The sequence below is a fragment of the Nocardiopsis sp. NPDC007018 genome (assembly GCF_040635075.1).
GTDB lineage: Bacteria > Actinomycetota > Actinomycetes > Streptosporangiales > Streptosporangiaceae > Nocardiopsis.
Genome location: NZ_JBEYHA010000004.1, coordinates 130,425 through 155,667, shown reverse-complemented (window position 1 = coordinate 155,667; position 25,243 = coordinate 130,425). Strand labels below are relative to the sequence as shown.

The window sequence follows — 25,243 nt, the reverse complement described above, 5'->3', positions numbered from 1 at the left end:
CCCCACCACAAGGGGGGTGCGGTCGTTCGGGCGCCGCCAGGGTTCTGCAAGACGAGACAAGCCGCCAGCGAGGAACGAGCCAGGCGCCGACGAGGACGAAGAACTACCGGCCACTCTGGCACCCGAACACGAGCCGAAACGAAGCGGAAGCCCGAACCACCACCCCCCACCACAAGGGGGGTGCGGTCGTTCGGGCGCCGCCAGGGTTCTGCAAGACGAGACAAGCCGCCAGCGAGGAACGAGCCAGGCGCCGACGAGGATGAAGAACAGCTGGCTACTCGGGCGCCCGAACACGGGCCGAAGCGAAGCGGAGGCCCAAAGAAACACAGACGCCCAAAACTACACAGCGTCCTTCTCCCACGGCCCGTCCCATTCGGTGGGCAGCGGGTACGCGGCGGGGTTGACGCGCTTGACGATCTCGTCGAGGACGCGACGCACGTAGGGTTCGCCGACCCACAGGTGCTTGGCACCGTCGACTCCGATGATCTCGGCCTGGGTGAGGGGGGCGAAGCGTGCTCGCGCCTCGTCGGGGCGCAGGTAGTCGTCGTGTTCGGGAACCAGGGCGACGACGGGTTTGCCGGACTCCGCCCACACGCGCATGTCGGACTCGTCGGCGCGGTGCAGGGGCGGGGACAGCAGCAGTGCGCCACGTACCTGGGGGTCGCACCCCCATTTGAGGGCGAGCTCGGTGCCGAACGACCAGCCGAGCAGCCAGGGGGCGGGCAGGTCCTCGAACTCGGTGAACTCGATGGCGGCCATCACGTCGTGCCGTTCGGTCTCGCCCTCACCGAACACGCCTTCGCTGGTGCCGTGGCGGGAGGTGGTGCCGCGTGTGTTGAAGCGCAGCACGGCGACGTCGGCCAGGGCGGGCAACCGGAAGGACGCCTTGCGCAGGACGTGGCTGTCCATCATGCCCTCGGCGGTGGGCAGGGGGTGTAGGCAGACGAGGGTGGCGACGGGCCTGCGCCCCTCGGGGGGCAGGGCCAGTTCGCCGACCAGCTCCAGACCGTCGGCGGTGTGCAGGGCGATGGGCCGACGGGCGGCGGGCAGCACCGTGGTGGCGCGGATCTGCATGGGTCCTCTTCGTGAGTTCAGTGTCTGGGGGCCCGGGGCGAGCGTCGCGAGCGCCGGTCCCAGCAGGAGGAGTGCCAGTGCCGCCGGTCGTCACCGTCACCGTAGGGGCGCCAGGCGACGACGTGGGGCATCCCGGCCGGGATCTCCTGAGCGCAGCCGGGGCAGCGGTAGACCTTGGTCGCGGCCGCCCCGCTGATCCGACGGGTGACCCACTCGCCGTCGGGGCCGGTCTCCCGGCGCTGTCCGCCGGTGACGCGCAGCATGAGGGCGTCCTCGTCCGGGGGACCTCCGGGGTCGCTCTTGCCCCGGGCGGTCTTTCGGCGGGGGGTGTTACGGCGCGGGCTCACCCTTCCAGGGTAGAAGAGGACACGCAGTGGCCGCCGTCACACCCGTGGCGTGACGGCGGCCGGTGGAACCGGGGACCCTGAGGCGGTCGCCCCTAGTGGCAGGCGCAGCCGCCGTGCGAGGGGCCCTCCTCGGCGTCGGGCAGCAGGTCCATGAGGAGCGGCGCGGGCACCGCGATGGTGGTGAGCCCGTACTCCGCCATGGCCACGAGGGTGGTGATGACGGACTCCGCGCCGCGCTCCTCCAGGAGCTCGGTGGGGCCCTTCGGGTAGCCGCAGCCGAACCGCATCGCGGTGTCGACGTCCTTGGCGGAGGCGTAGCCGTCGCCGACCATGCGCATGGCGTCGTCGATCTGCGGCGCGAGGAGCATCTCGCCGAGGTCGAGGGTCTCCTCCTCGCGGACCATCTCGGCGAGGCGGTTGGTCCGGGGACGCTCGGGCGTCTGGTCGCCGGAAGAGTAGAAGCCCTCACCGGCCTTGCGGCCGAGGCGGCCCGCCGCGACCATGCGGCGCAGGAGCGGGGCGGCGGCGTACCGAGGGTCGCGGAACTCGTCCCACAGGACGTCCATGACGGCCAGGCACACGTCCAGACCGACGAGGTCGGCGAGGGTGAGCGGCCCCATGGGCAGGCCGGCGGCCTTCTTGACGGACTCGTCGATCTCCTCGCGGGTGGCGACTCCCCGCTCGTAGAGCCGTACGGCGTCGTTGATGTAGGGCACCAACAGGGCGTTGGCGACGAACCCGGCGCGGTCGGCGACCGCGACCGGGGTCTTGCCGACGCGCTTGGCGACCTCGGTGACGACGTCGACGGTCTCGGGGCTGGTGGAGACGGTGGTGACGACCTCGGCCAGCTTCATGACCGGGGCAGGGTTGAAGAAGTGCAGTCCGACGACCTTCTCGGGCCGGTCGGTGAGCGCGGCGATCTCGGTGACCGACAGCGAGGAGGTGTTGGTCGCCAGGATCGTGCCGGGCGGGCAGATCCGGTCGAGGTCGCCGAACACGTCACGCTTGACGTCCATGCGTTCGGGGACGGCCTCGACGACGAAGTCGGCGTCCGAGAGGTCCTCCCGGGACGTACTGAAGGTAAGGCGCGCGTCGATCTCCGCGCGCTCCTCCTCGGTGATCTTGTCCTTGCTCACCGCGCGTGAGAGGGACCTGTCCACGTGGCCGCGGCCGCGGTCGAGGGCGGCCTGGTCGATCTCGACCCCGACGACGTTGAACCCGGCTCTGGCGAACACCTCAGCGATGCCCGCACCCATCGTGCCCAGTCCTACGACGCCGACCTTGTCAAATTCCTGCACCATGGGCCCCACCCTAGACCTCCGGGGTGCCCCGTCCGCGCAGGGGGACCAGAACTTTACTACCGCCGAGTAACGCCACCTGGCCGGACCGGCACCACGGCGATGGCCAGCGCCGAGAAGACGGCGCTGACCGCGAACACGGAGGGGAGTCCGGCGAACGTGATCACCGCCGCCATCAACACGGGGGTGAGGGTGGTGCTCACCGACTGGAGCCAGTTCTGCACGGCCAGCGCCCGACCCGCCCAGGCTGTTCCGGCGATCTCGGCGACCGACAGGAAGGTGAGACCGTTGTGCCACATGGTGAGGACGAGGCAGAGCAGGACGAGCGGGACCGCCGCCTCGGCCCACAGGTTCGGCAGCGCGGTCAGCAGGACGAGCGCCACCCCGGAGACCACCGCCAGCCACCGGACCGGGCGGGTGCGGTCGCCGGTCCGGTCCGACCGGGCCCCGAGCAGCAACCGCCCGACCGCGCCGGGGATCTGCGCGGCCGCGACCACCGCTCCCGCGGCGGGCGGGCTCCACCCCTGTTCCTGGACCAGGTAGATGACGGTGTACACCATGAGGGTGACCTGCGGGACCCCCAGGAGCATGCTCGCGCCGTGCACCCGCCAGATGTCCCACCTGCGGTAGGGGGACTCCGCCCGGGCCGGTTCGGCGGGGGTGATCGCGCCATCGTCGGGCACGGGTGCGCCCGGTCCCGCCGGCGGGTCGCGCCGCGCCGGACCGCCCGGGGGCGCGGAGGCCATCGACAGCACCAGCGGCACGGCGACCAGCGCGAGTGCGGCCGGAAGCGTCATCGCCCCGACGAACCCCCACGCGTCCGCCGCCCGGGGCAGCACCAGAGCCGCCAGGCCCACGCCCAGGGGCAGCGCGGACTGCCTGACGCCCATGGCCAGTCCGCGTTCGGCGGGCGCGAACCAGGTCATGACCAGGCGCCCGCTGGCCGCGTTGACCGGACCGCCGACCGCTCCGGCCAGCAGCAGGACCGCGGCCGCGCCCCACAGGCCCGTCACCGTCCACAACAGCCCGAGCGCGCCCGCCGTGAGGAGCAGGCTCAGCGCCATCGTCACCCGCTCCCCCGCGCGGTCGATCACCACCCCCCAGACCAGGAGGGTCAGCAACAGACCGAACGAGGGCAGCCCGGCCAGCATCCCGGCCTGGGCGGTGGAGACTCCGAACGCCTCACGGAGCTGCGGCAGCACGACCGGCACGCCGAACATCACCGAGACACTGGCCACCTGGGCCACCATGCTGACGGACAGGATCACCCAACGGTTGCGCACGAGCATCCCGCCAGCCTAGGGAGTCCCGTCGCCGCCTCCGCTCCCGCTCCGCTCCCGAAGCGGGTTCGCGAACGCGGCGAAGGCGGTAACGTGACGTCCCGTGCGTCTCGTCATCGCGCGGTGCAGCGTCGACTACGTCGGCCGACTCACCGCCCACCTGCCCATGGCTCCCCGCCTGATCCTCATCAAGGCCGACGGGAGCGTGTCCATCCACGCCGACGACCGGGCGTTCAAACCCCTGAACTGGATGAACCCTCCGTGCAAGCTCCGCGAGGAGCCGGTCGAGGACGGTCCCGACGTGTGGACGGTCACGCACAGCAAGTCCGGTGAGAAGCTCGTGCTGACCATCGAGGAGGTCCTGCACGACTCCTCGCACGAGCTCGGCAAGGACCCCGGGCTCCAGAAGGACGGCGTGGAGGCCCACCTCCAGGAACTGCTCGCCGAGCACATCACCACGCTGGGCGAGGGCTACACGCTGATCCGCCGCGAGTACCCCACCGCCATCGGCCCCGTGGACATCCTCTGCCGCGACGGGCGGAGCAACACCGTCGCGGTGGAGCTCAAGCGGCGTGGGGACATCGACGGCGTGGAGCAGCTGACCCGCTACCTCGAACTCCTCAACCGGGACCCGTCCCTGGCTCCGGTGACCGGTGTGTTCGCCGCCCAGGAGATCAAGCCCCAGGCCAAGGTGCTGGCCGAGGACCGGGGCATCTCCTGCGTGGTCCTCGACTACGACGAGCTGCGCGGCATCGAGCCCGACACCCTCCGACTGTTCTGACGCCTCGGACCGTCCGCTGTCCTCCGTTCGGAGGACAGCGGACGGTCCCTCCGGCGGACACCCCGCGCGCCGCGTCCGCGCGAGGCTGGGGGCATGAGCGGAACAGTCATCGAGGTCGAGGGCCTCACCAAACGGTACGGCGACAACCACGCCGTCGCGGGGATCGACCTGAGCGTGCCCCGAGGGGAGGTCTTCTCCCTGCTCGGGCCGAACGGCGCGGGCAAGACCACGACGGTGGAGATCCTGGAGGGCTTCCGCGCCCGTGGCGGAGGCTCCGTCCGCGTGCTCGGCGAGGACCCGGGCCGTGCGGGCCGGTCCTGGCGCTCGCGGATCGGGATCGTGTGGCAGAAGGAGACCATGATCCCCAAGCTGCCGGTGCGCGAGGTCGTCCGGCACTTCGCGGGCTACTACCCCAGCGCCGTGGGCGCCGACGAACTCCTGGAGAGGGTCGGTCTCGCGGAGAAGGCGAGGGCCCTGCCGGACTCGCTTTCGGGGGGCCAACGCCGCCGTCTCGACGTCGCGCTGGGCATCGTGGGCCGTCCTGAGCTGCTCTTCCTCGACGAGCCCACCACCGGGTTCGACCCCCGGGCGCGCCGCGAGTTCTGGGACCTCATCCTCGACCTGGCCCGGCAGGGCACCACCATCGTGCTCACCACGCACTACCTGGAGGAGGCCGAGTTCCTGGCCGACCGGGTGTGCGTGATCGCGGGCGGCCGCGTCCGCGCCCTGGACGCCCCCGCCCGGTTGGGCGGCCGCGCCACCGCCCAGGCCACCGTCTCCTGGCTGGAGGACGGGCACCGCCGCGAGAAGCGCACCACAGCGCCCACCCGCCTGGTGTCGGAGCTGGCCGCGCGCTTCTCCGGGGAGGTCCCCGAGCTGAGCGTGCACCGTCCCACGCTGGAGGACGTCTACCTCGACATGATCAGGGACGACCAGGCCGCCGAGGAGGTCACCGCATGAGCACCGACACCCTGGGAACGACGACCGCTCCCTCTCCCGGCGAGTCTTCGCGGCGCCCGCCGGGCGCCCTGCGCGTGGGCCTGTCGCGGGGGTGGCTGGAGATCCGCACCTTCTCCCGGGAGTGGGAGAGCCTGGTCTTCACGTTCACGCTTCCCGCGCTCATCCTCACCATGTTCGCGTCGATCTTCGACGGCATGTTCGACATGGAGATGGCGGCGGTCGACTACTACCTGCCGGGGCTCATCGCGATGGGTCTGATGTCGGTGAGCTTCCAGACCCTGGGCATCGCGATCGCCGTCGAACGCGACCACGGAACGCTGCGCCGACTGCGGGGCACGCCCATGCCGCCCAGCGCCTACTTCGTCGGCAAGACGATCCTCGTGCTCTTCCTCGCGGTGGGCCAGGTGGCGCTCCTGCTCGGTGTGGCGGGACTGTTCTTCGGCGGGACCATGCCCTCCACCCTGGCAGCGTGGTCCACCATCGCCTGGGTGTTCGTGCTGGGGACGGTCGGCTGCTCGCTACTGGGTATCGCGATGAGCTCGCTGGCCCGCACCGCGCAGACCGCGTCAGCGGTGGTCGTCGTCCCGTTCCTGCTGCTCCAGTTCACCTCCGGGATCTTCGTCCCGGTGCACTTCATGCCGGACTGGATTCTGGCCGGCGCCTCCCTCTTCCCCCTGCTGTGGATGGCGCAGGGCATGCGGGCCGCGTTCTTCCCCGACGAGATGGCCGTCATGGAGGCGACCGGGGCGTGGGACCTGCCCATGGTGGCCCTGGTCCTGGGCGGCTGGTGTGTGGTGGGCTTGGTGCTGACCCTCGTGACGTTCCGCTGGAAGACCCGCAAGGACGGATGACCATGACGACGGACCGGGCCCCGGGGCCGGACTCGACGGCGCCTGGGGCCGCCGACCCCGGCCGCCCCGCCGATCCCGGCGACCCCGGCGGTCCGACGACGTCGACGGCCTCCCCCGAACGGGACGAGCGGCACGCGTGGAGCATGGGCTCCCGGTGGCACGTGGCCTTCTCGGTCGCCATGGCGGCGATGGTCGCGCTGGCGCTGGTCACCGGCCCCGAGGAGTGGCGCTGGCTCACCGCCGCGTTGATGTGCGCGGTGGTGGCCGTGTACCTGTTCGGCGCCCGGCCGTTGATCAGCCCGGAGAAGGGCTTCCTCGACACCACCCGGGCGCTCGTCCTGATGGCCCTGTTCCTGCTGCCCACGGTGCCCGCCGTCATCCTCAACCCGGTTCTCGTGTTCGCGCTGATCGCGATCGCCCCGGTCTGCTTCATGACCGTCGGCAGCGTGCTGGCCGTGTCCACGGTGGGTGTGATCCTGGTCGTGCCCACGCTGTGGGGCGGCCTGGTCGGCGAGCAGGACTGGCCGTCGGTCGGCGTGCACCTGCTCGTCAACGGAGCCGTCCTGGGCTACGCCCTGTGGTTCGGAACCTGGGTCGAACGGATCGTGGTGCAGAGCGCGGAACGCTACCAGCTCATCGAGGCGCTGCGGCGCAGCCGCGAGGAGGTGGCCCTGCTGTCCGAGGAGGCCGGAGCGCTGGCCGAGCGCGAACACCTGGCCCGCGAGATGCACGACACGCTCGCCCAGGGGTTCACCAGCATCATCACCCTGACCCAGGCGGTGGAGTCGGAGCTGGACAGCGACCCGGTGACCGCCCGCCGTCACCTGGCGCTCATGCGGGAGACGGCGGCGGAGAACCTGGCGGAGACCCGTGCCATGGTGGCCGCCCGGCAGTCGTTCCGGCTGGACGACGAGGGCCTGGACTCCTCCGTCCGGCGGATCGGTGAGCGGCTCGGCCGCGAACTGGGCATCAGCGTGGACGCCGAGGTGACCGGGGTACCGGAGGACCTCCCCAACGACCTCCAGATCTGTCTGCTGCGCACCGCCCAGGAGGCGCTGGCCAATGTCCGCAAGCACGCCGGAGCCCGCAACGCCAGGGTCGTCCTCGCCTACACCGACGTCGGCGTGCGCCTGACCGTGGCCGACGACGGGCTCGGCTTCGACCCCGCGCGGCCCGCCCACGGCAACGGACTGGCCAACATGCGCCACCGGGCCGCGTCGGTGGGCGGGCTGCTGGACATGGAGAGCTCCCCGGGCGGGGGCACCACCGTCCGCCTGTTCATCCCGCACGACGACGCGGACGAGTGAACCGTCCCGGAGAGGAAGACGCCCCATGATCCGTGTCCTGCTGGTCGACGACCACCCCGTGGTCCGCGAGGGTATCCGCGGCATGCTCAGCGCCGAGCACGACCTGGACATCGTCGGAGACGCCGGCTCGGGTCCGGAGGCGGTGGCCCGGGTCGCGACCCTGCTCCCCGACGTGGTCCTGATGGACCTGCGCATGCCCGGCGGCGACGGGGCCGAGGCGACCGAGCGCATCCGCGCCGATCACCCGGGCGTACACGTCCTGGTGCTCACCACCTACGACACCGACACCGACATCCTGCGCGCGGTCGAGGCGGGCGCCACCGGCTACCTGCTCAAGGACACCCCGCGCTCCGAGCTGGCCGAGGCCGTGCGCTCGGCGGCCCGGGGCGAGACGGTACTCAGCGGCCGCCTGGCGGGCAAGCTGCTCACCGGGGTGCGGCAGCGGAGCGAGCCGGAGGGGCCCGCGCTCTCCCCGCGCGAGGTGGAGGTGCTGCGGCTCGCGTCGGACGGGCTCACCAACGCCGCCATCGGCCGGGCCCTGCACATCAGCGCCACGACGGTGAAGACCCACCTGATGCGGGTCTACGAGAAGCTGGGCGTGGGCGACCGCACCTCGGCGGTCTCCCAGGCGATGCGCAGGGGTCTGCTTCCCGAGCGGTAGGTCCATCACGGCCCCGATCTCAGGGTCGTCTCCGGGACCTCCCCCGATACGCGGGGACTCCGTGTCGGACAGAATCGGCATATGGTAAAAGAGATGAGCCAACTCACCCCCCGCGAGGACGGCGACGGTCGTATGCGCGCCTCCGACGCCGACCGCGACGCCGTCGCGCACCTGCTCCGGGAGGCCCTCGCGGAGGGCCGTCTGGACCCCGACGAACACAGCGACCGGCTGGACGCGGTGTACCGCGCCAAGACCGTCGGAGAACTCGTCCCCCTCACCGAGGACCTGCCGGCCACCGGCGCCTCGGCCCGGCTCCCCGCACCGTCGGACTTTCGCTCACCGCGCCCGGTGTACGGCGCGACGCGAGTCGTCGACCAGCCCGCCACCAGCCACAGCGCGATCGCCCTGCTGGGCGGCGCGGACCGCTCGGGCAACTGGGTGGTCCCGCGCCGTTTCGTGACCGTCGCGGCCATAGGAGGGGTCCAACTCGACCTGCGCGAGGCCCGGTTCACACACCGGGAGACCACCTTGTGGATCGGCACGGTCATGGGCGGTGTCGGCATCATCGTGCCCGACGACATCCAGGTGCGCATGCACGGGCTGCCGATCATAGGCGGGTTCGGGGTCGAGGGCGACACACCCAGCGTGGTGGAGCCCGACGCCCCGATCGTGCACATCCGGGGCATCGCCCTCATGGGCGGGGTCGGAGTCAGCTACCGGGCGCGCAAGCACCAGGAGGACGAGAACTGACCGCGGCGCACCCGCGCCCTCCGCCCCCGGCCTCTGTCCGGGCCGCCGTGCGTCCAGGACGGTCCGGACGTCGCGGACCGTCCATCCAACCACAGGGCACACCCGCTCGTAAGGTCTGTGGCTGATTGTGGCAATGTCCCGCGCCATGTCTTGCCGTGACCGGAACCTCCTGCGAGGCTTCTTCGGTACCTCGTCCACCCCAGGCGTCCATCCCCCACCCCGCGGCACGATGGACCCCCGTGAACCGGAGGAAATCCGTGCATCCGACCACCCCCGGGAAGCCGCGCGGCAGAGCGTCCGCGCCCTCCTCCCCCGGGCGGCGCACCGCCGCCACCGCCGGACTGGCCGCCCTCGTGATGACCGCGGGGGCCCTGGCGGGCACACCGGCCCACGCCGACCAGGCCGCGCTCCCCGACCTCGTGACCACCGAGGCGATCGAGGCGCACCTGAACAACCTCGACACCATCGCCCGCTACAACGGCGGTAACCGCGCCAGCGGCACCCCGGGCTACGACGTGGCCGCGCTGTACGTCGAGGACCAGCTGAAGCGGGCCGGGTACCAGCCCTACCGCCACGAGTACGAGTACGAGGCCTGGCGCGAGAACTCGCCCGCCGTACTGGCGCAGACGGCGCCGAAGCACCACCCGTACGAGCTCGACCAGGACTTCGTCACCATGAGCTACTCCGGCCCGGGTGACGTCACCGCCCCGGCCGTCGCGGTCGCCCCCGACAGCGCGGCCAGCGGCTGCTCGGCGGACGACTTCGCCGACTTCCCGGAGGGCGCCGTCGCCATCACCGTGCGCGGCAGCTGCTCGTTCGAGGAGAAGGTGACCAACTCCGCCGAAGCGGGGGCCTCGGCCGCACTGGTGGTCAACAACGAGGACGAGGTCTTCCTCGGCACCGTGGGCGAGCAGTCCGCCATCCCCGCCGTCGGCGTGTCCGGCCTGGCCGGGGCCGACCTGCTGTCGATCCCCGACCTGGAACTCCGGGTCGCGGTCGACTCCGAGGTCTCACAGGAGCGGTCCTTCAGCGTGCTCGCCGAGACCTCCGGCGGCCGTGACGACAACGTGGTGGTCGTGGGCGCGCACCTGGACGGTGTCGAGGAGGGGCCGGCCGTCAACGACAACGGCAGCGGGGTGGCCTTCCTGCTGGAGACCGCCATCCGGTTGGCCGAGCAGCCCGACCCGAACAACCAGGTGCGCTTCGCGTTCTGGGGCACCGAGGAGTCCGGCCTGGTCGGCTCCAACGAGTACGTGGCGGGCCTGGACGAGCAGGAGCTCGACGACGTCGCGCTGTACCTGAACTTCGACATGATCGGGTCGCACAACTACGGCCGGTTCGTGCTCGACGGCCGGATGGAGCTGCCGGAGTCCGGCGGGGCCCCCTCCGGCTCGGGCGCGATCGCCAAGGTCTTCGAGGACTACTTCGAGGAGCAGGGCCAGGTCAGTGAGCCGGGCGTGCTCAGCGGCCGCAGCGACTACCTCGCGTTCATGCAGGCGGGCGTGCCCTCCGGCGGGCTGTTCAGCGGCGCGGACGGCGTGAAGTCGCCGGAGCAGGCCGAATGGTACGGAGGCACCGCGGGCGACACGTTCGACCCGTACTACCACACGGCCGACGACACCCTGGAGAACATCAACTGGGACTCGGTGGCCGAGCTGTCGGCCGCGGGGGCGCACGGTGTGGAGTTCTTCGCGGAGAGCACCCTGCCGGTCAACGGTGTGCTGTCGATGTCCGCGGTGACCGTCGACCTGCCCCGCGTGGGCGACGCCTGGGTCCGCTAGGGCCCTGAGTCCCGTCGGTGACGTCGGTGAGGGCGGGCGGCGTGAACCCCCCGGTTCCACGCCGCCCGCCCCTCGCGATGCCTCCCCCTCGCGCGGCGGTCCGGGCGACCCCCCTCAGTCCCGCCCGGATGTCCGCGCGCGGACATCGCCGGAAACTACGGTGAGTAGCTCCCTCGTGCCTCAAGGTATCAGTGAGCCAGGTCACCTTCACCCCCCGAGACTGAACAGTTATCCTCCGTGACCCTGCCGTGCCCGGCTGCCTCGACCCCGCGTGCCGCACAGCCCTCCCCTAGGCTGAGGGCCATGAGCACAAGGGACACGGACACACCGGTCGTACTGTCGAAGATCTACACGCGTACCGGCGACACCGGCACGACGGCCCTCGGCGACATGAGCAGGACCTCCAAGAACGACACCCGCCTGGTCGGCTACGCCGACACCGAGGAGGCCAACGCCGCCATCGGCGTGGCCCTGGCCCTGGGAGAGCTCCCCGACGACGTGCGCACCCTGCTGATGCGCGTCCAGAACGAGCTCTTCGACCTCGGAGCGGACCTGGCCACCCCGATCGTGCCCGACCCCGAGTACCCGCCCCTGCGCGTGCTCCCGGAGTACGTCACCCGGCTGGAGAAGGCCTGCGACACCTACAACGCGGACCTGCCGACCCTGCGGAGCTTCATCCTGCCCGGCGGCTCCCCCACCGTCGCACTGGTCCACACCGCACGCATCGTCGTGCGGCGCGCCGAGCGCTCCGTGTGGGCCGCCATCGACGAACACGGTGACAGCGTCAACCCGCTCACCGCGCGGTACCTGAACCGTCTCTCGGACCTGTTGTTCATCCTGGGCCGCCACGTCGCCGGGGACGGCGACGAGGTCCTGTGGAAGCCCGGCGGCGAACGCTAGGGACCGGCCCCGGCGCCCGCCGACGAGCGCACCGAGTTCAGGCGGGGTCGCCGAGTTCGCGCTCGACGGCCTCCACCTTGCTGTGCAGGCCGTCGGTCACACCCTCGCGGATGTCCGCCTTCAGGGTCAGGCTCACCCGCCCGGCCCCCTCGCCGGCCGCCGCGACAGCGCGCTTGACGACGTCCATGACCTCGTCCCACTCCCCCTCCACGGAGGTGAACATGGCCGAGGTCTCGTTGGGCAACCCGCTCTCGCGCACGACCCTGACCGCACGGGCCACGGCCGGGGCGACGGACTCGCCCTCACCGAGCGGGGACACTGAGAAAGCCACGATGGTACTCATGGGCCCATGCAAACACACGGGCACCGCCCCTGTGAACCACGAGGCGACACCGGGAGGGGCGTGGCGTCAGGCCTGCCACTGCGTCCCGGGCGGCATCGACTCGATCCACGACAGGAATCCGGTGAGCGCGCTCTCCCCCATCGCGACCTCCAGGGTCGCCTCGCTCGGGTCGCCGCCGTCCGGACCCGCCCAACCGATCTCCAGGACCGTCACGTCGGCGGGCAGCGGCACGTCGCCCTCTCCGGGGGCACGACGCCCCACAACGACGAGACCGCGGCGCGACAGTCGCACTGTCGGCCGCGGTCTGAGGGAGAGGACGGGGAACCACCCGAGGTCGCCCGAGCCGTACCGGCCGAAGCCGATCCGCCAGGAACCCCGGCGCCCCTTCTCCCCGCGCGCGCGCAGGTAACACTCGACGGCCCCGCCGCTGCGCAGCAGCACGAACCGTCGCATCCAGCCGGTGCCGAGCACCAGCGCGACCACCAGGACGACGGCGAGGGCCGCCCACCCCAAGGACTCCAACCACGGTGTTCCCTGAAGCGGTGCCACACCCACGTCTCGTCGCCTCCCGGCTTCGCTAGGCGACTTCCTCGCCAGCAGCGCGCAGACGGCTGCGGGCACGGGCGGCGGCCAGGTTGTCACCCGACTCGCCCGCGTCCTTCAGCGCCTGGCGCGCACGGTCCACATCGATGTCCTCGGCGAGCTCGGCGGTCTCGGCGAGGATCGAGATACGGCCCTCACCCGAAACCGAGACGAACCCACCGTGCGCGGCGGCCCGGATCTCACCGGTCTCACGCGCGCCCAGAACGCGAACGACCGCGTCCTCGGCCAGAAGCGACAGCACCGGGACGTGCCCGGGCTGGACGCCGATCTCGCCCTCGACGGTCTTCGCGATGACCATGTCGCCCTCGCCCGCCCAGACCTCGCGGTCCGGAGAGACGATCTCGACGAAAAGCTTCTTCGACACTGCCACAAACTCCTCGGCTAGCGGGTGGGTTCGGCGGGGCCGAGTTCGCATCGATACTCGGCCCCGCCTCGGGTCTAGCCCCGCCCGTCGCCCTCCGCCACGAAGGCGGGGGGACACTGACGCGCAGTACTAGCCTTCCTGCAGCTTCTTCGCCTTCTCCACGACCATGTCGATGTTGCCGACGTCGAGGAAGGCCTGCTCGGGAAGGTGGTCGTACTCGCCGTCACACAGACCCTTGAAGGACGCGATGGTCTCCTCAAGCGGCACGAACACACCCGGGGTGCCGGTGAACTTCTCCGCCACGAACATGTTCTGCGACAGGAAGCGCTCCAGGCGACGGGCCCGGTTCACGATGATCTTGTCCTCTTCGGACAGCTCGTCCATACCGAGGATGGCGATCTGGTCCTGGAGGTCGTTGTTGCGCTGGAGGATCTCCTTGACGCGCTGGGCCACCTGGTAGTGCTCCTCGCCCACGTACTGCGGGTCCAGGATGCGGGAGGTGGAGGCCAGCGGGTCGACCGCCGGGTAGATGCCCTTCTGCGAGATCGGGCGGGAGAGCTCGGTCGTCGCGTCCAGGTGGGCGAAGGTGGTCGCCGGCGCCGGGTCGGTGTAGTCGTCCGCGGGGACGTAGATCGCCTGCATCGAGGTGATCGAGTGACCGCGCGTCGAGGTGATCCGCTCCTGGAGCTGACCCATCTCGTCCGCCAGGTTGGGCTGGTAACCCACGGCCGAGGGCATACGGCCCAGCAGCGTGGAGACCTCCATACCCGCCTGGGTGAAACGGAAGATGTTGTCGATGAAGAGCAGCACGTCCTGGTTCTGGACGTCACGGAAGTACTCCGCCATCGTCAGAGCCGAGAGCGCCACGCGCAGACGGGTGCCCGGGGGCTCGTCCATCTGGCCGAAGACGAGCGCGGTGTCCGGGAGGACGCCCATCTCGTCCATCTCCAGGAAGAGGTCCGTACCCTCACGGGTGCGCTCACCGACACCGGCGAACACGGACACACCACCGAAGTTACGGGCGATACGGGTGATCATCTCCTGGATGAGCACCGTCTTGCCCACACCCGCGCCACCGAAGAGGCCGATCTTCCCACCGCGCACGTACGGGGTGAGGAGGTCGATCACCTTGATGCCCGTGACCATCATCTCGGTCTTGGACTCGAGCTGGTCGAACGAGGGGGCCTTGCGGTGGATCGGCCAGCGCTCGGTCACGCCGAGCTCGGCCGTGGGCACGTCCATGGACTCGCCCAGGGTGTTGAACACGTGGCCCTTGACGACGTCGCCGACGGGCACGCTGATGGGCGCGCCGGTGTCGCGCACCTCGGCGCCACGGACCATGCCGTCCTGCGGGGCGAGGGAGATCGCGCGGACCAGGTTGTCACCCAGGTGCTGGGCGACCTCCAGGGTGACGACCTTCTCCTTGCCACCGATGCTCACATCGGTGTGCAGGGCGTTGTAGATGCCGGGCAGGGAGCCGACGGGGAACTCCACGTCGACGACCGGGCCGGTGACCCGGGCGATGCGGCCGGTGGCGGTGCCAGCGCCGGCCGTACCTTCAACTGTCGCAGTCACTTCTGTTACTCACTTCCCGCGCTGGACCCAGAGAGCGCATCGGCACCGCCGACAATCTCACTGATCTCATTGGTGATCTCGGCCTGACGAGCCTGGTTGGCCAGGCTGGTCAGGTTCTTGACGAGTTCTTCCGCGTTGTCGGTCGCGGCCTTCATGGCCGCCCGACGGGACGCCTGCTGGGAGGCGGCCGACTCCAGGAGGGACGCGTAGATCCGGTTGACCACGTACTGCGGAAGCAGCTGGTCCAGGACCTCCTCCGCGGAGGGCTCGAACTCGTAGAGCGGCAGCGCCTGGCCACCGATGCTCTCCTCGAGCTCCTCGGCCTCGACCTCTTCCACCTCCAGCGGAAGGGCGCGGACCGCCCCGGCCCGCTGGGTCAGCATCGACACGAACTCCGTGGAGACCACGTGGATCTCGTCGACACCACCCTCGGCGGTGTCCTGGGAGAACCTCTCCATGAGAGTGGAGCCGATCTCCTGGGCGTGCGCGTAGGTCACCCGCTCGGTGAAGCCTTCCCAGGACTCCTCGACCTCACGGCCGCGGAACTTGTAGAAGGCGGCACCCTTGCGGCCCACCATGTACGTGAGGACCTCCTTGCCCTGCTCCTTGAGGAGCTGGGTGAGGGACTCGGCCTCCTTGATGACGTTGCTCGAGAAGGCGCCGGCCAGACCCTTGTCGCTGGTGACGACCAGGACGGCAGCACGGGTGGGGTTCTCGGCCTCGGTCAGCAGCGGGTGATCCGTCACCCGGCTGGCGAGAGCCGACACCGCCCGCGTGATCTCCCGTGCGTAGGGTCCGGCAGCCTCGGCCGCGCGCTGCGCCTTGGTGATGCGCGTGGCGGCGATGAGCTCCATCGCGCGGGTGATCTTCGCCATCGACTTCGTCGAGCGAATCCTCCGGCGATAGACGCGAAGCTGTGCACCCATGGGTTACTTCCCGCCCTTGGCGACCTTGATGGTCTCCTGGCCGACCTTCTCCTCGGCGAGCGCCTCGGCCTCGGCCTCGGTGCCCAGGAGGGTACCGGCGGAGGTCTGGAAGCTCTGCTTGAACTTCTCGATCGCGGCCTGGAGGGTCTTCTGGCTGTCGTCCTCGAACTTGCCGGTGTCCCGGATGGTGTCCAGGACGTCCTTGTGCTCGCGGTCCAGGAAGGACAGCAGGTCCTCCTCGAAGCGGCGCACGTCCTCGACCGGAACCTCGTCGATCAGGCCGGTGTTACCCATCCAGATCGAGACGACCGTCTTCTCCATGGAGAAGGGCGAGTACTGCCCCTGCTTCAGGAGCTCCATCATCCGGGCACCGCGCGCGAGCTGCTGCTTGGAGACGGCGTCCAGGTCGGAACCGAAGGCGGAGAACGCCTCGAGCTCGCGGTACTGGGCCAGGCCCAGACGCAGCGTGCCGGAGACCTTCTTGGTGGCCTTGGTCTGGGCGGCGCCACCGACTCGGGAGACGGAGACACCGACGTCGATCGCCGGACGCTGGCCCTGGTTGAACAGGTCCGAGTCCAGGAACACCTGACCGTCGGTGATCGAGATGACGTTGGTGGGGATGTACGCCGAGACGTCGCCCGCCTTGGTCTCGATGATCGGCAGGGCCGTCATCGAACCGGCGCCCAGCTCGTCGGAGAGCTTGGCACAGCGCTCCAGGAGACGGGAGTGGAGGTAGAAGACGTCACCCGGGTAGGCCTCACGGCCCGGCGGGCGGCGCAGCAGGAGGGACACGGCGCGGTAGGCCTCGGCCTGCTTCGTCAGGTCGTCGAAGACGATCAGGACGTGCTTGCCCTCGTACATCCAGTGCTGGCCCAGGGCCGAACCGGTGTACGGGGAGAGGTACTTGAAGCCCGCCGGGTCGGACGCCGGGGAGGCCACGATGGTGGTGTACTCCATCGCGCCGGCCTCTTCGAGGGCGCCGCGCACGCTGGCGATGGTCGAGCCCTTCTGACCCACCGCGACGTAGATGCAGCGCACCTGCTTCGTGGGGTCGCCGGTCTCCCAGTTCGCCTTCTGGTTGATGATCGCGTCGATACCGATCGCGGTCTTACCGGTCTGCCGGTCGCCGATGACCAGCTGGCGCTGGCCGCGACCGACGGGGGTCATGGTGTCGATCGACTTGATGCCGGTCTGCAGCGGCTCGCCGACCGGCTGGCGCTCCATGACCGTCGCGGCCTGGAGCTCCAGCTCGCGCGTCTCGCTCGACTCGATCTCACCCTTGCCGTCGATGGGGTTACCCAGGGGGTCCACCACGCGGCCAAGGAAGTCGTCACCCACCGGGACCGAGAGGAGCTTGCCGGTGCGACGCACCCTCTGCCCCTCCTCGATGCCGGTGAAGTCACCCAGCACCACGACACCGATCTCGCCGATCTCAAGGTTCTGGGCCATGCCCAGTGTGCCGTCCTCGAACTCCAGCAGCTCGTTCGCCATCGCCGAGGGAAGGCCACCGACGCGGGCGATGCCGTCACCGGAGTAGGTGACGGTACCGACCTCTTCAGCGCGGGTGGCGTCAGGCTCGTACGACTGGACGAAGCGCTGTAGCGCGTCCCGGATCTCATCCGGCCGGATCGTCAGCTCCGCCATCTCTACGTTGTCCTTGCTCTCAAATGGCGCCGGGCCGGCGCCGTGCGTGCTTGCTTGTCTTCGCGTCAGCCGGCCAGGCGGCGCTGGACCTCAGCGATGCGCCCGGCGATCGTGCCGTCGATGACCTCGTCGCCCACCTGGATGGAGAGTCCACCCAGGATGTCCGGGGCGACCTCGATGTTCAGGTGGATCTCGCGGCCGTGCTTGCGGCTCAGCAGGGTGCGCAGGCGCGTCTGCTGGGTCTCGCTCAGCGCGTGGGCGGTACGGACCACGGCGATGTAGCGCTGCGCGCGCTCGGCCACCAGTTGTCCGAAGTTGTCGAGGGCCTGCTCCAGGGTACGACCCCGGGGGTGGGTGACCGCCTGGCCGACCAGGGCCAGCGTCGCGGAGCTCACCTTGCCCGAGAGCAGGTTCTCGACCAGCGCGCGCAGGTGCTCGTCGGCCACGCCCTCACGGGTGAGGGCCGAACGCAGTTCCGGCTCGGCGACGACGATCCGCTGGAAGCGGAACAGCTCGTCCTCGAGCTCGTCCAGGCGGGTGCCCTTGACGGAGGCGACGGTCGCGTAGACCGCCGTCCGCTCCAGGGCGTCCAGCATGTCGCGCCCGGTGGACCACGGCTGGGAGACCACGTCGCTGACCACGATGACCGTGGACGGCGAGACCTTGCCCTCGAGGATCTGACCGATCAGGGCGGTCTTCTTCTCGGGGTCGTTGGCCGGGTCCGCCAGCCAGCGGCGGAGCGAGTGCTCGCCGCTGATCAGGGCGACGACCTCGAAGAGCTCGCCACCCAGCGAGACCGCCTGCTCGGCGCTGGCCGACGCCAGGACGTTCTCGTCCAGGCGCCGGATCGCCTCAGCCAGGGAGCTACGGCTGATACCACGCATCAGCGCACCCCGGCTTGCTTCGCGCTCTCGTCCTGGTCCAGCTCCTCCAGGAACCGGTCCACCACACGGGTCTGAGCGGCGCTGTCACTGAGCGTCTCACCGACGATGCGGCTCGCGAGCTCCGTGGACAGGGTGCCGATCTCGCCGCGCAGCTGGACGAAGGCCTGCTGCCGGTCCGCCTCGATCTGCGCCTTGGCGGCGTCGATGATGCGCTGGGCCTCGACCTGGGCCTCCTCGCGAGCCTCGGCGATGATCGCCGCACGCTGCTCCTTGGCCTTCTCGAGCTCCTGCGCGTACTCGCGGTGCGACTCTTCGAGCTTCTCGCGGTACTGCTGACGGATCTCCTCGGCCTCGGCCTCGGCTCGCTTGGCGCGCTCGATGCCGCCCTCGATGGCGTCGTGACGCTCATCGAGGACCTTCATCACCTTCGGGACCGACTTGCGGACCACAAAGATGTAGACCACGGCGAGCGCGATCGCGCCGAAGGTGAACTTCACCCAGTCGATCCGCAGAATGTTTGGTTCGGCTGCCAACTCCAACAGCATGGTCAGCCCTCCTTCGCGTCAGTTGCCATCAGGAAACGGTTGACGGTTCCGACTTACGGGGCCGCGAAGGCGAGGACGAAGCCGAGGATGGCCAGGGCCTCGATGAGGGCGAAGCCGAGGTAGATGTTGGTCTGGAGCGGGCCGCGGGCCTCGGGCTGGCGGGCGATGGCCTGCATGCCGAGACCGAAGACGATACCGACACCGATACCGGCGCCGATGACGCTGATGCCGTAACCGATGGTGTTGATGTTGCCGGTGATCGCAGCGATGTCCATGGTGTTTCCCTTTACTCGACGTCCGGCGTCGCGTTCCGCGATTGGTCAGTTCGCCGGTGTGGACGGGTCAGAAGCTCTCCGCGCCCTGGTCCGATCACGGGATCGGGGGAACGTGGAGGGGGTCTTTTAGTGAGCCGCTTCGAGCGACTGGTTGAGGTACAGGCTCGCGAGCAGCGTGAACACGAAGGCCTGGATCAGCATGATCGCGATCTCGAAGACGAAGAAGGCGACGTAGCCGATCAGGGCGGCTCCGGAGTAGAGCACGGAGACCGCGGCGAGCATCGGCTCGGCCGTCAGGTTGAGCATGTACCAGCCGCCGTAGGCGAACACGGCCAGCAGCAGGCTGCCCGCGAACATGGTCGCGAACAGACGCAGGGCGTGCGTTACCGGGCGGATGAGGAAGACCGAGAGGATCTCGATCGGGGTGACCAGGACGTAGATCCACTTGGGCATGCCCGGGGGGAAGATCTGGTTCCGGAAGTAACCCCAGCCACCCTGGTGCCTGATGCCGATCACGATCGTCATCACGTAGATGGTGAGCGCGAACATCACCGTGAAGGCGAGGTTGCTGTTGACCGGGAGCATGCCGGGGATGAGTCCGGTGAAGTTCATCGCCAGGATGAGGGTGAAGACACCCGTCATGAACGGGATGAACTTGTCACCCTTCTCACCCATGGTCGGCCGGGTGATGTTGTCCCGGATGAACAGGATGAGCATTTCGCCGACGCTCTGCCTGCGGCCGGGGACGAGGCTCAGCTTCTTGCTGAACCACGACCACAGGAGCAGGACCGCGCCGAGCGCGACGAGCAACAGAACCAGGTACAGGTCGATGCCCGCGCTGCCGGGGATGTTGGCGACCCACGGCTCCGGGAAGAACATCTTGATGGTGGGAGCCTCGAACGCGCAACCGCTGTCGCCGAGATGGCAACCCGGGTCGGCCGCGAGAATGCGCACGTCAGCACTCACGGCGAATCCTTTCGTCGTGACGCAAGAAAGCCTCGTTGATGGTTGTGACTGCTAGCGTCGTCGCGAGATGGGCGACGCGGAACTGCGGGGAGCTCAGAGGTGGCGTGTCTTGGCGACGATCAGATAGATCGCACCGACCATGCCGAGAACGGCCCCGATGGGCAGGAAGAGAGCCTGGAATCCCAGGAGCCTGTCCGCTCCCCAGCCGATCGCGCTCCACACGAGCACACCCGCGAGCAGAGTGGAGAAGAGCGCCCAGCCGTCGGACTCGCGTGGCGCCGGGGGCGCGCTGGGGTCCTTCTTCCTGGCTGGTTCGCTGCTCATCTCGCTCCGGAATATAGCATGTGGGGCTTGACTGGACCGTGGCCGTCCGCCCGCCGTGGAACAGGGTATTACGCCCGTTTCGACGGCTCGCGGCGGGGCACCCCATCACGTGTTCTCCGAGCTCTCGCTCGGGTCCACGTGAAGGATCTTCGCCCGGGAGGTGGCCCAGGTCTGCCCGCCCAGCCAGGCCAGTACGACGGCCAGCGCGCTGTAGACGAAGGCGTTGCTACTGAGGTCCGTGACGAGGGGGCTCCGGCCCAGGGTCACCAACAGAATGCCCAGCAGCGCCATCTTGACGACGAAACCGAGCAGGTTCGCGGCGAGGAACAGGTCCTTGTTCCTCCGGGTGACCATCATGACCGCCCACTGCCCCAGGCCGAAACAGGCGAGGATGATACCGACCGCCAAGGCCGAACTGAGAGCTCCGGCCGTTCCCGCGAGAAGGGCCGAGACCGCGATGGCCAGGACCCCGCACGCGGCGCTCGGAAGCGCGGCGCCGCGGAGAATCCGGGCGTCGTGTTCCTGCATGACGAAGCTCCGTGGGGTTCAGTGAGTACCTGCTCGTGAAAGCTATCACAAGGTTTTTGGTGCCAAATCCAGGGTGCCCTTAACGCGGCCTTAACGCCTCGCGAAAGCCCCGATCCACGGCCACTTCGGGCCTTGTGTCACCTTGACCACACTCGCCGCGAGCTTCACACCAGCGCACATTCGGCACACCCTGTGGGACCTCCGTCCCGAACGTGACGCGGCGTTTATCCATCGGTTGAACGATGGTGATCTGCCTTCTCCGCGACCCGGTTTCCCCGGTTCCACGGCAGCAGCCCACGCCGCCGCAGCCGGGGCAGGGCGATGAGACCGACCGCACAGGTGGCCACCAGCACCGTGACCGTCAGGACGATGAGGGCGGAGTCGAAGATGGACAGCGACACGGCGGCGAAGGCGACGATCCCCGCCCACAGGTACATGAGCAGTACCGCCCGGGTGTGCGTGTGCCCCATGTCGAGGAGCCGGTGGTGCAGGTGACCTCGGTCCGGGGCGAACGGCGACTTGCCCGCGAGGGTCCGGCGCAGCACCGCCAGCACCAGGTCCGCCAGGGGCAGCGCGATGACCAGCAGCGGCAGCGCGATCGGCAGGAAGACGACCAGTCCGGAGGAGTTGAACTCCTCCCGGGCGGTGTTGGCGTCGAACTGCCCGGTGACCGTGATCGTGATGGAGGTCAACAGCAGACCCAGCAGCATCGAACCGGTGTCGCCCATGAACACCCGCGCCGGGTGGAAGTTGTGGAAGAGGAAGCCCACACAGGTTCCGGCCAGGATGATCGCGATCATCGCCGGATAGGACTGGCGGACGAACCCCTGCTCCACCGCGACCACGTAGTAGTACGCGAAGAACGCCAACGACGAGATACCGACGATGCCCGCCGCGAGGCCGTCCAGGCCGTCGGCGAAGTTGACCGCGTTGATGGTCACCACGATGAGCAGGATGGAGATCATCGCCCCCAGCCAGGGCCCCAGTGACAGTTGGGTCCCGGGCAGCGGCAGCCACAGCAGCTGCACGCCCTGCCACACGAGGATGCCCGCGGCCGCCACCTGACCGGCCAGCTTGCTGAGCGCGTCCATCCCCCAGCGGTCGTCGACGACGCCGATGACCGTGATGAGTCCGCCCGCCAGCAACAGGCCGATCCACGTCTTGGCGACGAACACGTTCTGGAGGTGCGGCAGCTGCGCCGAGATGAGCAGCGCCGCCGCGAACCCCCCGTAGATCGCCAGCCCGCCCAGGCGCGGGATGGGCTCGGTGTGCACGTCGCGGTCGCGGACCGGCGGAGCCGCCCCGAAGGCGATCGCCAACCGGCGCACCAGCGGGACGAGCAGGTAGGTCACCGCGGCGGCGATGACGAAGGTGAGCGCGTACTCCCGCACTGCCTGATCCCTCTAGCTCTCGGAGCGGTCGGTGTCCCGGGACCCGTCGGTCTCCGGCCCCGCGGCCCCGGGCGCGGACGCCTCCGGTGTCCCGGGCTCCCCGGAGGCCGTCCCGGTGTCGGGTTCGTCCTCCTCCTGCGCCTTCTTCGGCTTGGTCCGGCCCTTGCGCAGCTCGCCGATCACCGTGCCGCACACCGAGCGCAACTGCTCGATGGAGATCGCCCCGGAACGCAGCACCCGGGGCACCGCGTACGTGAGGTCCACGATGGTGGAGGCCACCGGGCTCTCGGCCGTACCGCCGTCCAGGTAGACCGCGACGTCGTCACCGAGCTGTTCGATGGCCTCCCCGGCGGTGGTCGCGGCGGGCTGACCGGACTTGTTGGCGCTGCTCACCGCCATGGGACCGGTCTCCTTGAGCAGTTCCAGGGCGACCGGGTCCATCGGCATGCGCACGGCCACGGTGCCCTTGGTGTCGCCCAGGTCCCAGGACAGGCTGGGGGTGGCGGTGCACACCAGGGTGAGCGGTCCGGGCCAGAACTCCTCCATGAGGTCCCGGCCGTGGTTGCCCAGGTCCTCGATGAGCGCGGTCGCGGCACGCATGGAACCCACCAGCACCGGCGGCGGCATGTCCCGGCCACGGCCCTTGGCCTCCAGAAGGCTGGCCACCGCCTTCGGGCTGAAGGCGTCGGTGCCGATGCCGTACACGGTGTCCGTGGGCAGCACCACGAGGTCACCTCGGCGTACCGCCGACGCGGCGTCGGCGACGCCGTCCCTGCGGGCGCTCTCGTCCGCGCAGTCGTAGATGCGGCTCACCTGCGTTCACCTCAATCTCGGTCGACCGGGCTCGGTTGCCGGTCCTGCGGTGGGGATGGGGGTGCGGCTCGGCGGGCACGGGCCCCTAACCGTCGCCGTCGGCGCGGCGCATGACCACGAAACGGTCGCGCCGGGCCATGTCCTTGCGGTTGAGGACGTCGCGCCAACCCCGGTCCTCGGGGAACAACCGGGGGATGTCGATGCCCTGGCCGTCGTGGTGTTCGATCGCCATGGCCCCGCCGGGGCGGAGCAGCCTGCGGCCGACCGCCTCCAGCGCGCGGATCATGTCCAGCCCGTCCTCACCGGACCACAGGGCGGGCGCGGGGTCGTAGTCGCGCACCTCGGGCGGGATGACCGCGGCCTCCCGGGTCGGCACGTAGGGGGGGTTGCTGATCAGCAGGTCGACGCGGCCGTTGAGCTCGGGCAGGGCGGTACGCATGTCGCCCTCGTGGGAGGTGACGCGGTCGGCGTGTCCGGTGAACGCGATGTTGCGGCGGGTCCACTCCAGCGCTCCGGGGTCGACCTCGACCGTGTGCACCCGGGAGCGGGGGACCTCCTGGGCGATGGAGATCGCGATGGCTCCGGAGCCGGAACCCAGGTCGACCACGAGCGGGTCGGCCACGTCCATGGCGCGCAGGGTCTCGATCGCCCAGTCCACCATGATCTCGGTCTCCGGCCGGGGCACGAAGACGCCCGGCCCGACCTGGAGTTCCAGATACCGGAAGTAGGCGCGGCCGGTGATGTGCTGGAGCGGTTCGCGTGCCTCACGGCGGGAGACGCACTCCCAGTAGCGTGCGTCGAAGTCGGCGTCGGCGACGGCGTGGAGTTCCCCTCGACGGACACCGTGCACGAACGCCGCGAGCTCCTCGGCGTCCGTACGGGGTGAGGCCACGCCCGCCTCAGCGAGCCTGAGTGTGGCGCGGGCGACCTCGTCGAGCAGGAAGTTCATGACTGGGCGGCTTCGAGCCTCTCCTTGGTGTCCGCGTCCACGAGGGCCTTGACGACGCCGTCCAGCTCCCCGTCGAGGACCTGGTCCAGGTTGTAGGCCTTGTAGCCGACCCGGTGGTCGGAGATGCGGTTCTCCGGGAAATTGTAGGTGCGCACGCGCTCGGAGCGGTCCACGGTGCGGACCTGGCTCTTGCGCTCCGCGGAGGCCTCGGCGTCGGCGCTCGCCTGGGCCTCGGCGTAGATGCGGGCACGCAGGATGCGCATGGCCTGCTCCTTGTTCTGGAGCTGGCTCTTCTCGTTCTGGCAGGAGGCCACGATGCCGGTGGGCAGGTGGGTGATCCGGACGGCGGAGTCGGTCGTGTTGACGCTCTGCCCGCCGGGCCCGGAGGAGCGGTAGACGTCGACGCGCAGATCCTTCTCGTGGATCTCGATCTCGATCTCCTCGGCCTCGGGGACCACGAGGACACCGGCGGCGGAGGTGTGGATGCGCCCCTGCGACTCGGTGACCGGGACGCGCTGGACCCGGTGGACACCGCCCTCGAACTTGAGCATGGGCCACACGCCGGAACCGGGCTCGGGGGTGCCCCGGTTCTTGAAGGCGATGGTGATGTCCTTGTACCCGCCGAGGTCGGAGTGGGTGGCGTCGATGACCTCGGTCTTCCAGCCCTGGCGCTCCGCGTAGCGCAGGTACATGCGGACCAGGTCGCCCGCGAACAGTGCGGACTCCTCGCCGCCCTCGCCGGCCTTGACCTCCATGATGAGGTTCTTGTCGTCGGCGGGGTCGCGCGGGACGAGGAGGACGCGCAGGCGCTCGGTGAGCTGCTCCGCCTCCTCGGTCAGGCGGTCGGCCTCCTCGGCGAAGGAGGCGTCCTCGGCGGCCAGCTCACGGGCGGCGTCGATGTCGTTCTCGACCTCCTTAAGCTGACGGTAGGCCTCGATGATCGGGGTGAGCTGTGAGTAGCGCTTGCCCAGCGTGCGCGCCTTGGTCTGGTTGGCGTGCACCTCGGGGTCGGCGAGCTGCTGTTCCAGCTCGTAGTACTCCCCAAGAAGGTCGTCCAGCTTCACTTTCCCACGTTCCCGTCTTGTCGCTCGCCCTGTCCGTCTCCCCCGTGCGGGGGACCGCC

The 25,243-nt window shown here is 69.8% G+C and carries 28 protein-coding genes; 8 read left to right on the top strand and 20 right to left on the bottom strand.

The genetic code is table 11. The features are described 5' to 3' along the window. Positions 1 to 339: 339 nt before the first annotated feature. From ABZ635_RS03590 to ABZ635_RS03575, 4 genes are all read right to left on the bottom strand, one after another. Positions 340 to 1,074, bottom strand: coding sequence for an alpha/beta hydrolase (locus ABZ635_RS03590; RefSeq protein WP_357758283.1), 735 nt, complete (start codon positions 1,072 to 1,074; stop codon positions 340 to 342). Positions 1,075 to 1,091: 17 nt separating this feature from the next. Continuing rightward, on the bottom strand, positions 1,092 to 1,421 hold the full coding sequence (locus ABZ635_RS03585) for an ATP/GTP-binding protein (RefSeq protein WP_357758280.1): 330 nt from the start codon (positions 1,419 to 1,421) through the stop codon (positions 1,092 to 1,094). Between the two features lie 92 nt (positions 1,422 to 1,513). Beyond that, a complete protein-coding gene (locus tag ABZ635_RS03580) occupies positions 1,514 to 2,722 on the bottom strand; it encodes a 3-hydroxybutyryl-CoA dehydrogenase (protein ID WP_357758277.1) in 1,209 nt (402 codons plus the stop codon). Between the two features lie 56 nt (positions 2,723 to 2,778). Then, entirely contained in the window at positions 2,779 to 4,008 is a 1,230-nt protein-coding gene (locus ABZ635_RS03575) for an MFS transporter (protein ID WP_357758274.1), read from the bottom strand. A 94-nt stretch (positions 4,009 to 4,102) separates the two neighbouring features. Here ABZ635_RS03575 and nucS point away from each other — a divergent pair, with 94 nt between their 5' ends. From nucS to ABZ635_RS03535, 8 genes are all read left to right on the top strand, one after another. Then, positions 4,103 to 4,780 carry an endonuclease NucS gene (gene nucS / locus ABZ635_RS03570; protein ID WP_357758271.1) on the top strand — a complete coding sequence of 226 codons (678 nt, stop codon included), beginning with the start codon at positions 4,103 to 4,105 and terminating at the stop codon, positions 4,778 to 4,780. Between the two features lie 93 nt (positions 4,781 to 4,873). Next, a complete protein-coding gene (locus ABZ635_RS03565; protein ID WP_357758268.1) occupies positions 4,874 to 5,740 on the top strand; it encodes an ABC transporter ATP-binding protein in 867 nt (288 codons plus the stop codon). Continuing rightward, on the top strand, positions 5,737 to 6,591 hold the full coding sequence (locus ABZ635_RS03560) for an ABC transporter permease (RefSeq protein WP_357758265.1): 855 nt from the start codon (positions 5,737 to 5,739) through the stop codon (positions 6,589 to 6,591). The genes ABZ635_RS03565 and ABZ635_RS03560 overlap by 4 nt, the downstream gene beginning before the upstream one ends. After that, a complete protein-coding gene (locus tag ABZ635_RS03555; RefSeq protein WP_357758262.1) occupies positions 6,588 to 7,898 on the top strand; it encodes a sensor histidine kinase in 1,311 nt (436 codons plus the stop codon). The genes ABZ635_RS03560 and ABZ635_RS03555 overlap by 4 nt, the downstream gene beginning before the upstream one ends. A gap of 25 nt (positions 7,899 to 7,923) precedes the next feature. Then, complete coding sequence (locus ABZ635_RS03550) at positions 7,924 to 8,559, top strand: response regulator transcription factor (RefSeq protein WP_357758259.1); 636 nt, start codon at positions 7,924 to 7,926, stop codon at positions 8,557 to 8,559. 81 nt (positions 8,560 to 8,640) lie between these two features. Next, complete coding sequence (locus ABZ635_RS03545; protein ID WP_357758256.1) at positions 8,641 to 9,309, top strand: DUF1707 domain-containing protein; 669 nt, start codon at positions 8,641 to 8,643, stop codon at positions 9,307 to 9,309. A 356-nt stretch (positions 9,310 to 9,665) separates the two neighbouring features. After that, on the top strand, positions 9,666 to 11,090 hold the full coding sequence (locus ABZ635_RS03540; protein WP_357758388.1) for a M20/M25/M40 family metallo-hydrolase: 1,425 nt from the start codon (positions 9,666 to 9,668) through the stop codon (positions 11,088 to 11,090). 303 nt (positions 11,091 to 11,393) lie between these two features. Next, the gene (locus ABZ635_RS03535; protein ID WP_357758253.1) at positions 11,394 to 11,990 is read left to right on the top strand and encodes a cob(I)yrinic acid a,c-diamide adenosyltransferase; all 597 of its coding nucleotides are present in this window, start codon (positions 11,394 to 11,396) and stop codon (positions 11,988 to 11,990) included. A gap of 37 nt (positions 11,991 to 12,027) precedes the next feature. Here ABZ635_RS03535 and ABZ635_RS03530 read toward each other — a convergent pair whose 3' ends face one another. The 16 genes from ABZ635_RS03530 to prfA form a co-directional block, all read right to left on the bottom strand. After that, on the bottom strand, positions 12,028 to 12,333 hold the full coding sequence (locus ABZ635_RS03530) for an MTH1187 family thiamine-binding protein (protein WP_357758250.1): 306 nt from the start codon (positions 12,331 to 12,333) through the stop codon (positions 12,028 to 12,030). Positions 12,334 to 12,399: 66 nt separating this feature from the next. Continuing rightward, a complete protein-coding gene (locus tag ABZ635_RS03525) occupies positions 12,400 to 12,888 on the bottom strand; it encodes a DUF2550 domain-containing protein (RefSeq protein ID WP_357758247.1) in 489 nt (162 codons plus the stop codon). Between the two features lie 22 nt (positions 12,889 to 12,910). Beyond that, positions 12,911 to 13,300, bottom strand: a complete 390-nt coding sequence (locus ABZ635_RS03520; protein ID WP_357758244.1) for a F0F1 ATP synthase subunit epsilon — start codon at positions 13,298 to 13,300, stop codon at positions 12,911 to 12,913. A 129-nt stretch (positions 13,301 to 13,429) separates the two neighbouring features. Next, positions 13,430 to 14,875 (bottom strand): F0F1 ATP synthase subunit beta, encoded by a 1,446-nt coding sequence (gene atpD, locus ABZ635_RS03515; RefSeq protein ID WP_357758241.1) that lies wholly within the window; start codon positions 14,873 to 14,875, stop codon positions 13,430 to 13,432. 5 nt (positions 14,876 to 14,880) lie between these two features. Then, positions 14,881 to 15,801, bottom strand: a complete 921-nt coding sequence (locus ABZ635_RS03510; protein WP_357758239.1) for a F0F1 ATP synthase subunit gamma — start codon at positions 15,799 to 15,801, stop codon at positions 14,881 to 14,883. Positions 15,802 to 15,804: 3 nt separating this feature from the next. Continuing rightward, a complete protein-coding gene (gene atpA / locus ABZ635_RS03505) occupies positions 15,805 to 17,445 on the bottom strand; it encodes a F0F1 ATP synthase subunit alpha (protein WP_357758236.1) in 1,641 nt (546 codons plus the stop codon). A 65-nt stretch (positions 17,446 to 17,510) separates the two neighbouring features. Further along, positions 17,511 to 18,329 carry a F0F1 ATP synthase subunit delta gene (locus ABZ635_RS03500; protein WP_357758233.1) on the bottom strand — a complete coding sequence of 273 codons (819 nt, stop codon included), beginning with the start codon at positions 18,327 to 18,329 and terminating at the stop codon, positions 17,511 to 17,513. Then, positions 18,329 to 18,874, bottom strand: a complete 546-nt coding sequence (gene atpF / locus ABZ635_RS03495; protein ID WP_357758230.1) for a F0F1 ATP synthase subunit B — start codon at positions 18,872 to 18,874, stop codon at positions 18,329 to 18,331. Before atpF ends, ABZ635_RS03500 begins: the two co-directional genes overlap by 1 nt. Before the next feature lie 53 nt (positions 18,875 to 18,927). Next, the gene (gene atpE / locus ABZ635_RS03490; protein ID WP_357758228.1) at positions 18,928 to 19,149 is read right to left on the bottom strand and encodes an ATP synthase F0 subunit C; all 222 of its coding nucleotides are present in this window, start codon (positions 19,147 to 19,149) and stop codon (positions 18,928 to 18,930) included. A gap of 126 nt (positions 19,150 to 19,275) precedes the next feature. After that, positions 19,276 to 20,103: a F0F1 ATP synthase subunit A gene (gene atpB / locus ABZ635_RS03485; RefSeq protein ID WP_357758385.1), complete on the bottom strand. Its 828-nt coding sequence runs from the start codon at positions 20,101 to 20,103 to the stop codon at positions 19,276 to 19,278. A 105-nt stretch (positions 20,104 to 20,208) separates the two neighbouring features. Continuing rightward, a complete protein-coding gene (locus tag ABZ635_RS03480) occupies positions 20,209 to 20,439 on the bottom strand; it encodes a hypothetical protein (RefSeq protein ID WP_357758226.1) in 231 nt (76 codons plus the stop codon). A 105-nt stretch (positions 20,440 to 20,544) separates the two neighbouring features. Then, positions 20,545 to 20,967 carry a hypothetical protein gene (locus tag ABZ635_RS03475; RefSeq protein ID WP_357758223.1) on the bottom strand — a complete coding sequence of 141 codons (423 nt, stop codon included), beginning with the start codon at positions 20,965 to 20,967 and terminating at the stop codon, positions 20,545 to 20,547. A 224-nt stretch (positions 20,968 to 21,191) separates the two neighbouring features. Further along, positions 21,192 to 22,358 (bottom strand): MraY family glycosyltransferase, encoded by a 1,167-nt coding sequence (locus ABZ635_RS03470; protein ID WP_357758220.1) that lies wholly within the window; start codon positions 22,356 to 22,358, stop codon positions 21,192 to 21,194. 12 nt (positions 22,359 to 22,370) lie between these two features. Continuing rightward, positions 22,371 to 23,171 carry an L-threonylcarbamoyladenylate synthase gene (locus ABZ635_RS03465; protein ID WP_357758217.1) on the bottom strand — a complete coding sequence of 267 codons (801 nt, stop codon included), beginning with the start codon at positions 23,169 to 23,171 and terminating at the stop codon, positions 22,371 to 22,373. A gap of 85 nt (positions 23,172 to 23,256) precedes the next feature. Then, entirely contained in the window at positions 23,257 to 24,120 is an 864-nt protein-coding gene (prmC, locus tag ABZ635_RS03460; RefSeq protein WP_357758214.1) for a peptide chain release factor N(5)-glutamine methyltransferase, read from the bottom strand. Next, the gene (gene prfA / locus ABZ635_RS03455; protein ID WP_357758211.1) at positions 24,117 to 25,184 is read right to left on the bottom strand and encodes a peptide chain release factor 1; all 1,068 of its coding nucleotides are present in this window, start codon (positions 25,182 to 25,184) and stop codon (positions 24,117 to 24,119) included. The genes prmC and prfA overlap by 4 nt, the downstream gene beginning before the upstream one ends. Between the last annotated feature and the right edge of the window lie 59 nt (positions 25,185 to 25,243).

Bases quoted from the DNA above. Each gene is read 5' to 3' on its own strand.
- ABZ635_RS03530 (WP_357758250.1), bottom strand. From the start codon at position 12,333: ATGAGTACCATCGTGGCTTTCTCAGTGTCCCCGCTCGGTGAGGGCGAG.
- atpF (WP_357758230.1), bottom strand. From the start codon at position 18,874: ATGCTGTTGGAGTTGGCAGCCGAACCAAACATTCTGCGGATCGACTGG.
- ABZ635_RS03500 (WP_357758233.1), bottom strand. From the start codon at position 18,329: ATGCGTGGTATCAGCCGTAGCTCCCTGGCTGAGGCGATCCGGCGCCTG.
- ABZ635_RS03560 (WP_357758265.1), top strand. From the start codon at position 5,737: ATGAGCACCGACACCCTGGGAACGACGACCGCTCCCTCTCCCGGCGAG.
- ABZ635_RS03540 (WP_357758388.1), top strand. From the start codon at position 9,666: ATGACCGCGGGGGCCCTGGCGGGCACACCGGCCCACGCCGACCAGGCC.
- ABZ635_RS03580 (WP_357758277.1), bottom strand. From the start codon at position 2,722: ATGGTGCAGGAATTTGACAAGGTCGGCGTCGTAGGACTGGGCACGATG.
- ABZ635_RS03575 (WP_357758274.1), bottom strand. From the start codon at position 4,008: ATGCTCGTGCGCAACCGTTGGGTGATCCTGTCCGTCAGCATGGTGGCC.
- ABZ635_RS03480 (WP_357758226.1), bottom strand. From the start codon at position 20,439: ATGAGCAGCGAACCAGCCAGGAAGAAGGACCCCAGCGCGCCCCCGGCG.
- atpE (WP_357758228.1), bottom strand. From the start codon at position 19,149: ATGGACATCGCTGCGATCACCGGCAACATCAACACCATCGGTTACGGC.
- ABZ635_RS03535 (WP_357758253.1), top strand. From the start codon at position 11,394: ATGAGCACAAGGGACACGGACACACCGGTCGTACTGTCGAAGATCTAC.
- ABZ635_RS03550 (WP_357758259.1), top strand. From the start codon at position 7,924: ATGATCCGTGTCCTGCTGGTCGACGACCACCCCGTGGTCCGCGAGGGT.
- ABZ635_RS03590 (WP_357758283.1), bottom strand. From the start codon at position 1,074: ATGCAGATCCGCGCCACCACGGTGCTGCCCGCCGCCCGTCGGCCCATC.
- ABZ635_RS03545 (WP_357758256.1), top strand. From the start codon at position 8,641: ATGGTAAAAGAGATGAGCCAACTCACCCCCCGCGAGGACGGCGACGGT.
- ABZ635_RS03510 (WP_357758239.1), bottom strand. From the start codon at position 15,801: ATGGGTGCACAGCTTCGCGTCTATCGCCGGAGGATTCGCTCGACGAAG.
- ABZ635_RS03565 (WP_357758268.1), top strand. From the start codon at position 4,874: ATGAGCGGAACAGTCATCGAGGTCGAGGGCCTCACCAAACGGTACGGC.
- atpA (WP_357758236.1), bottom strand. From the start codon at position 17,445: ATGGCGGAGCTGACGATCCGGCCGGATGAGATCCGGGACGCGCTACAG.
- prmC (WP_357758214.1), bottom strand. From the start codon at position 24,120: ATGAACTTCCTGCTCGACGAGGTCGCCCGCGCCACACTCAGGCTCGCT.
- ABZ635_RS03475 (WP_357758223.1), bottom strand. From the start codon at position 20,967: ATGCAGGAACACGACGCCCGGATTCTCCGCGGCGCCGCGCTTCCGAGC.
- ABZ635_RS03555 (WP_357758262.1), top strand. From the start codon at position 6,588: ATGACCATGACGACGGACCGGGCCCCGGGGCCGGACTCGACGGCGCCT.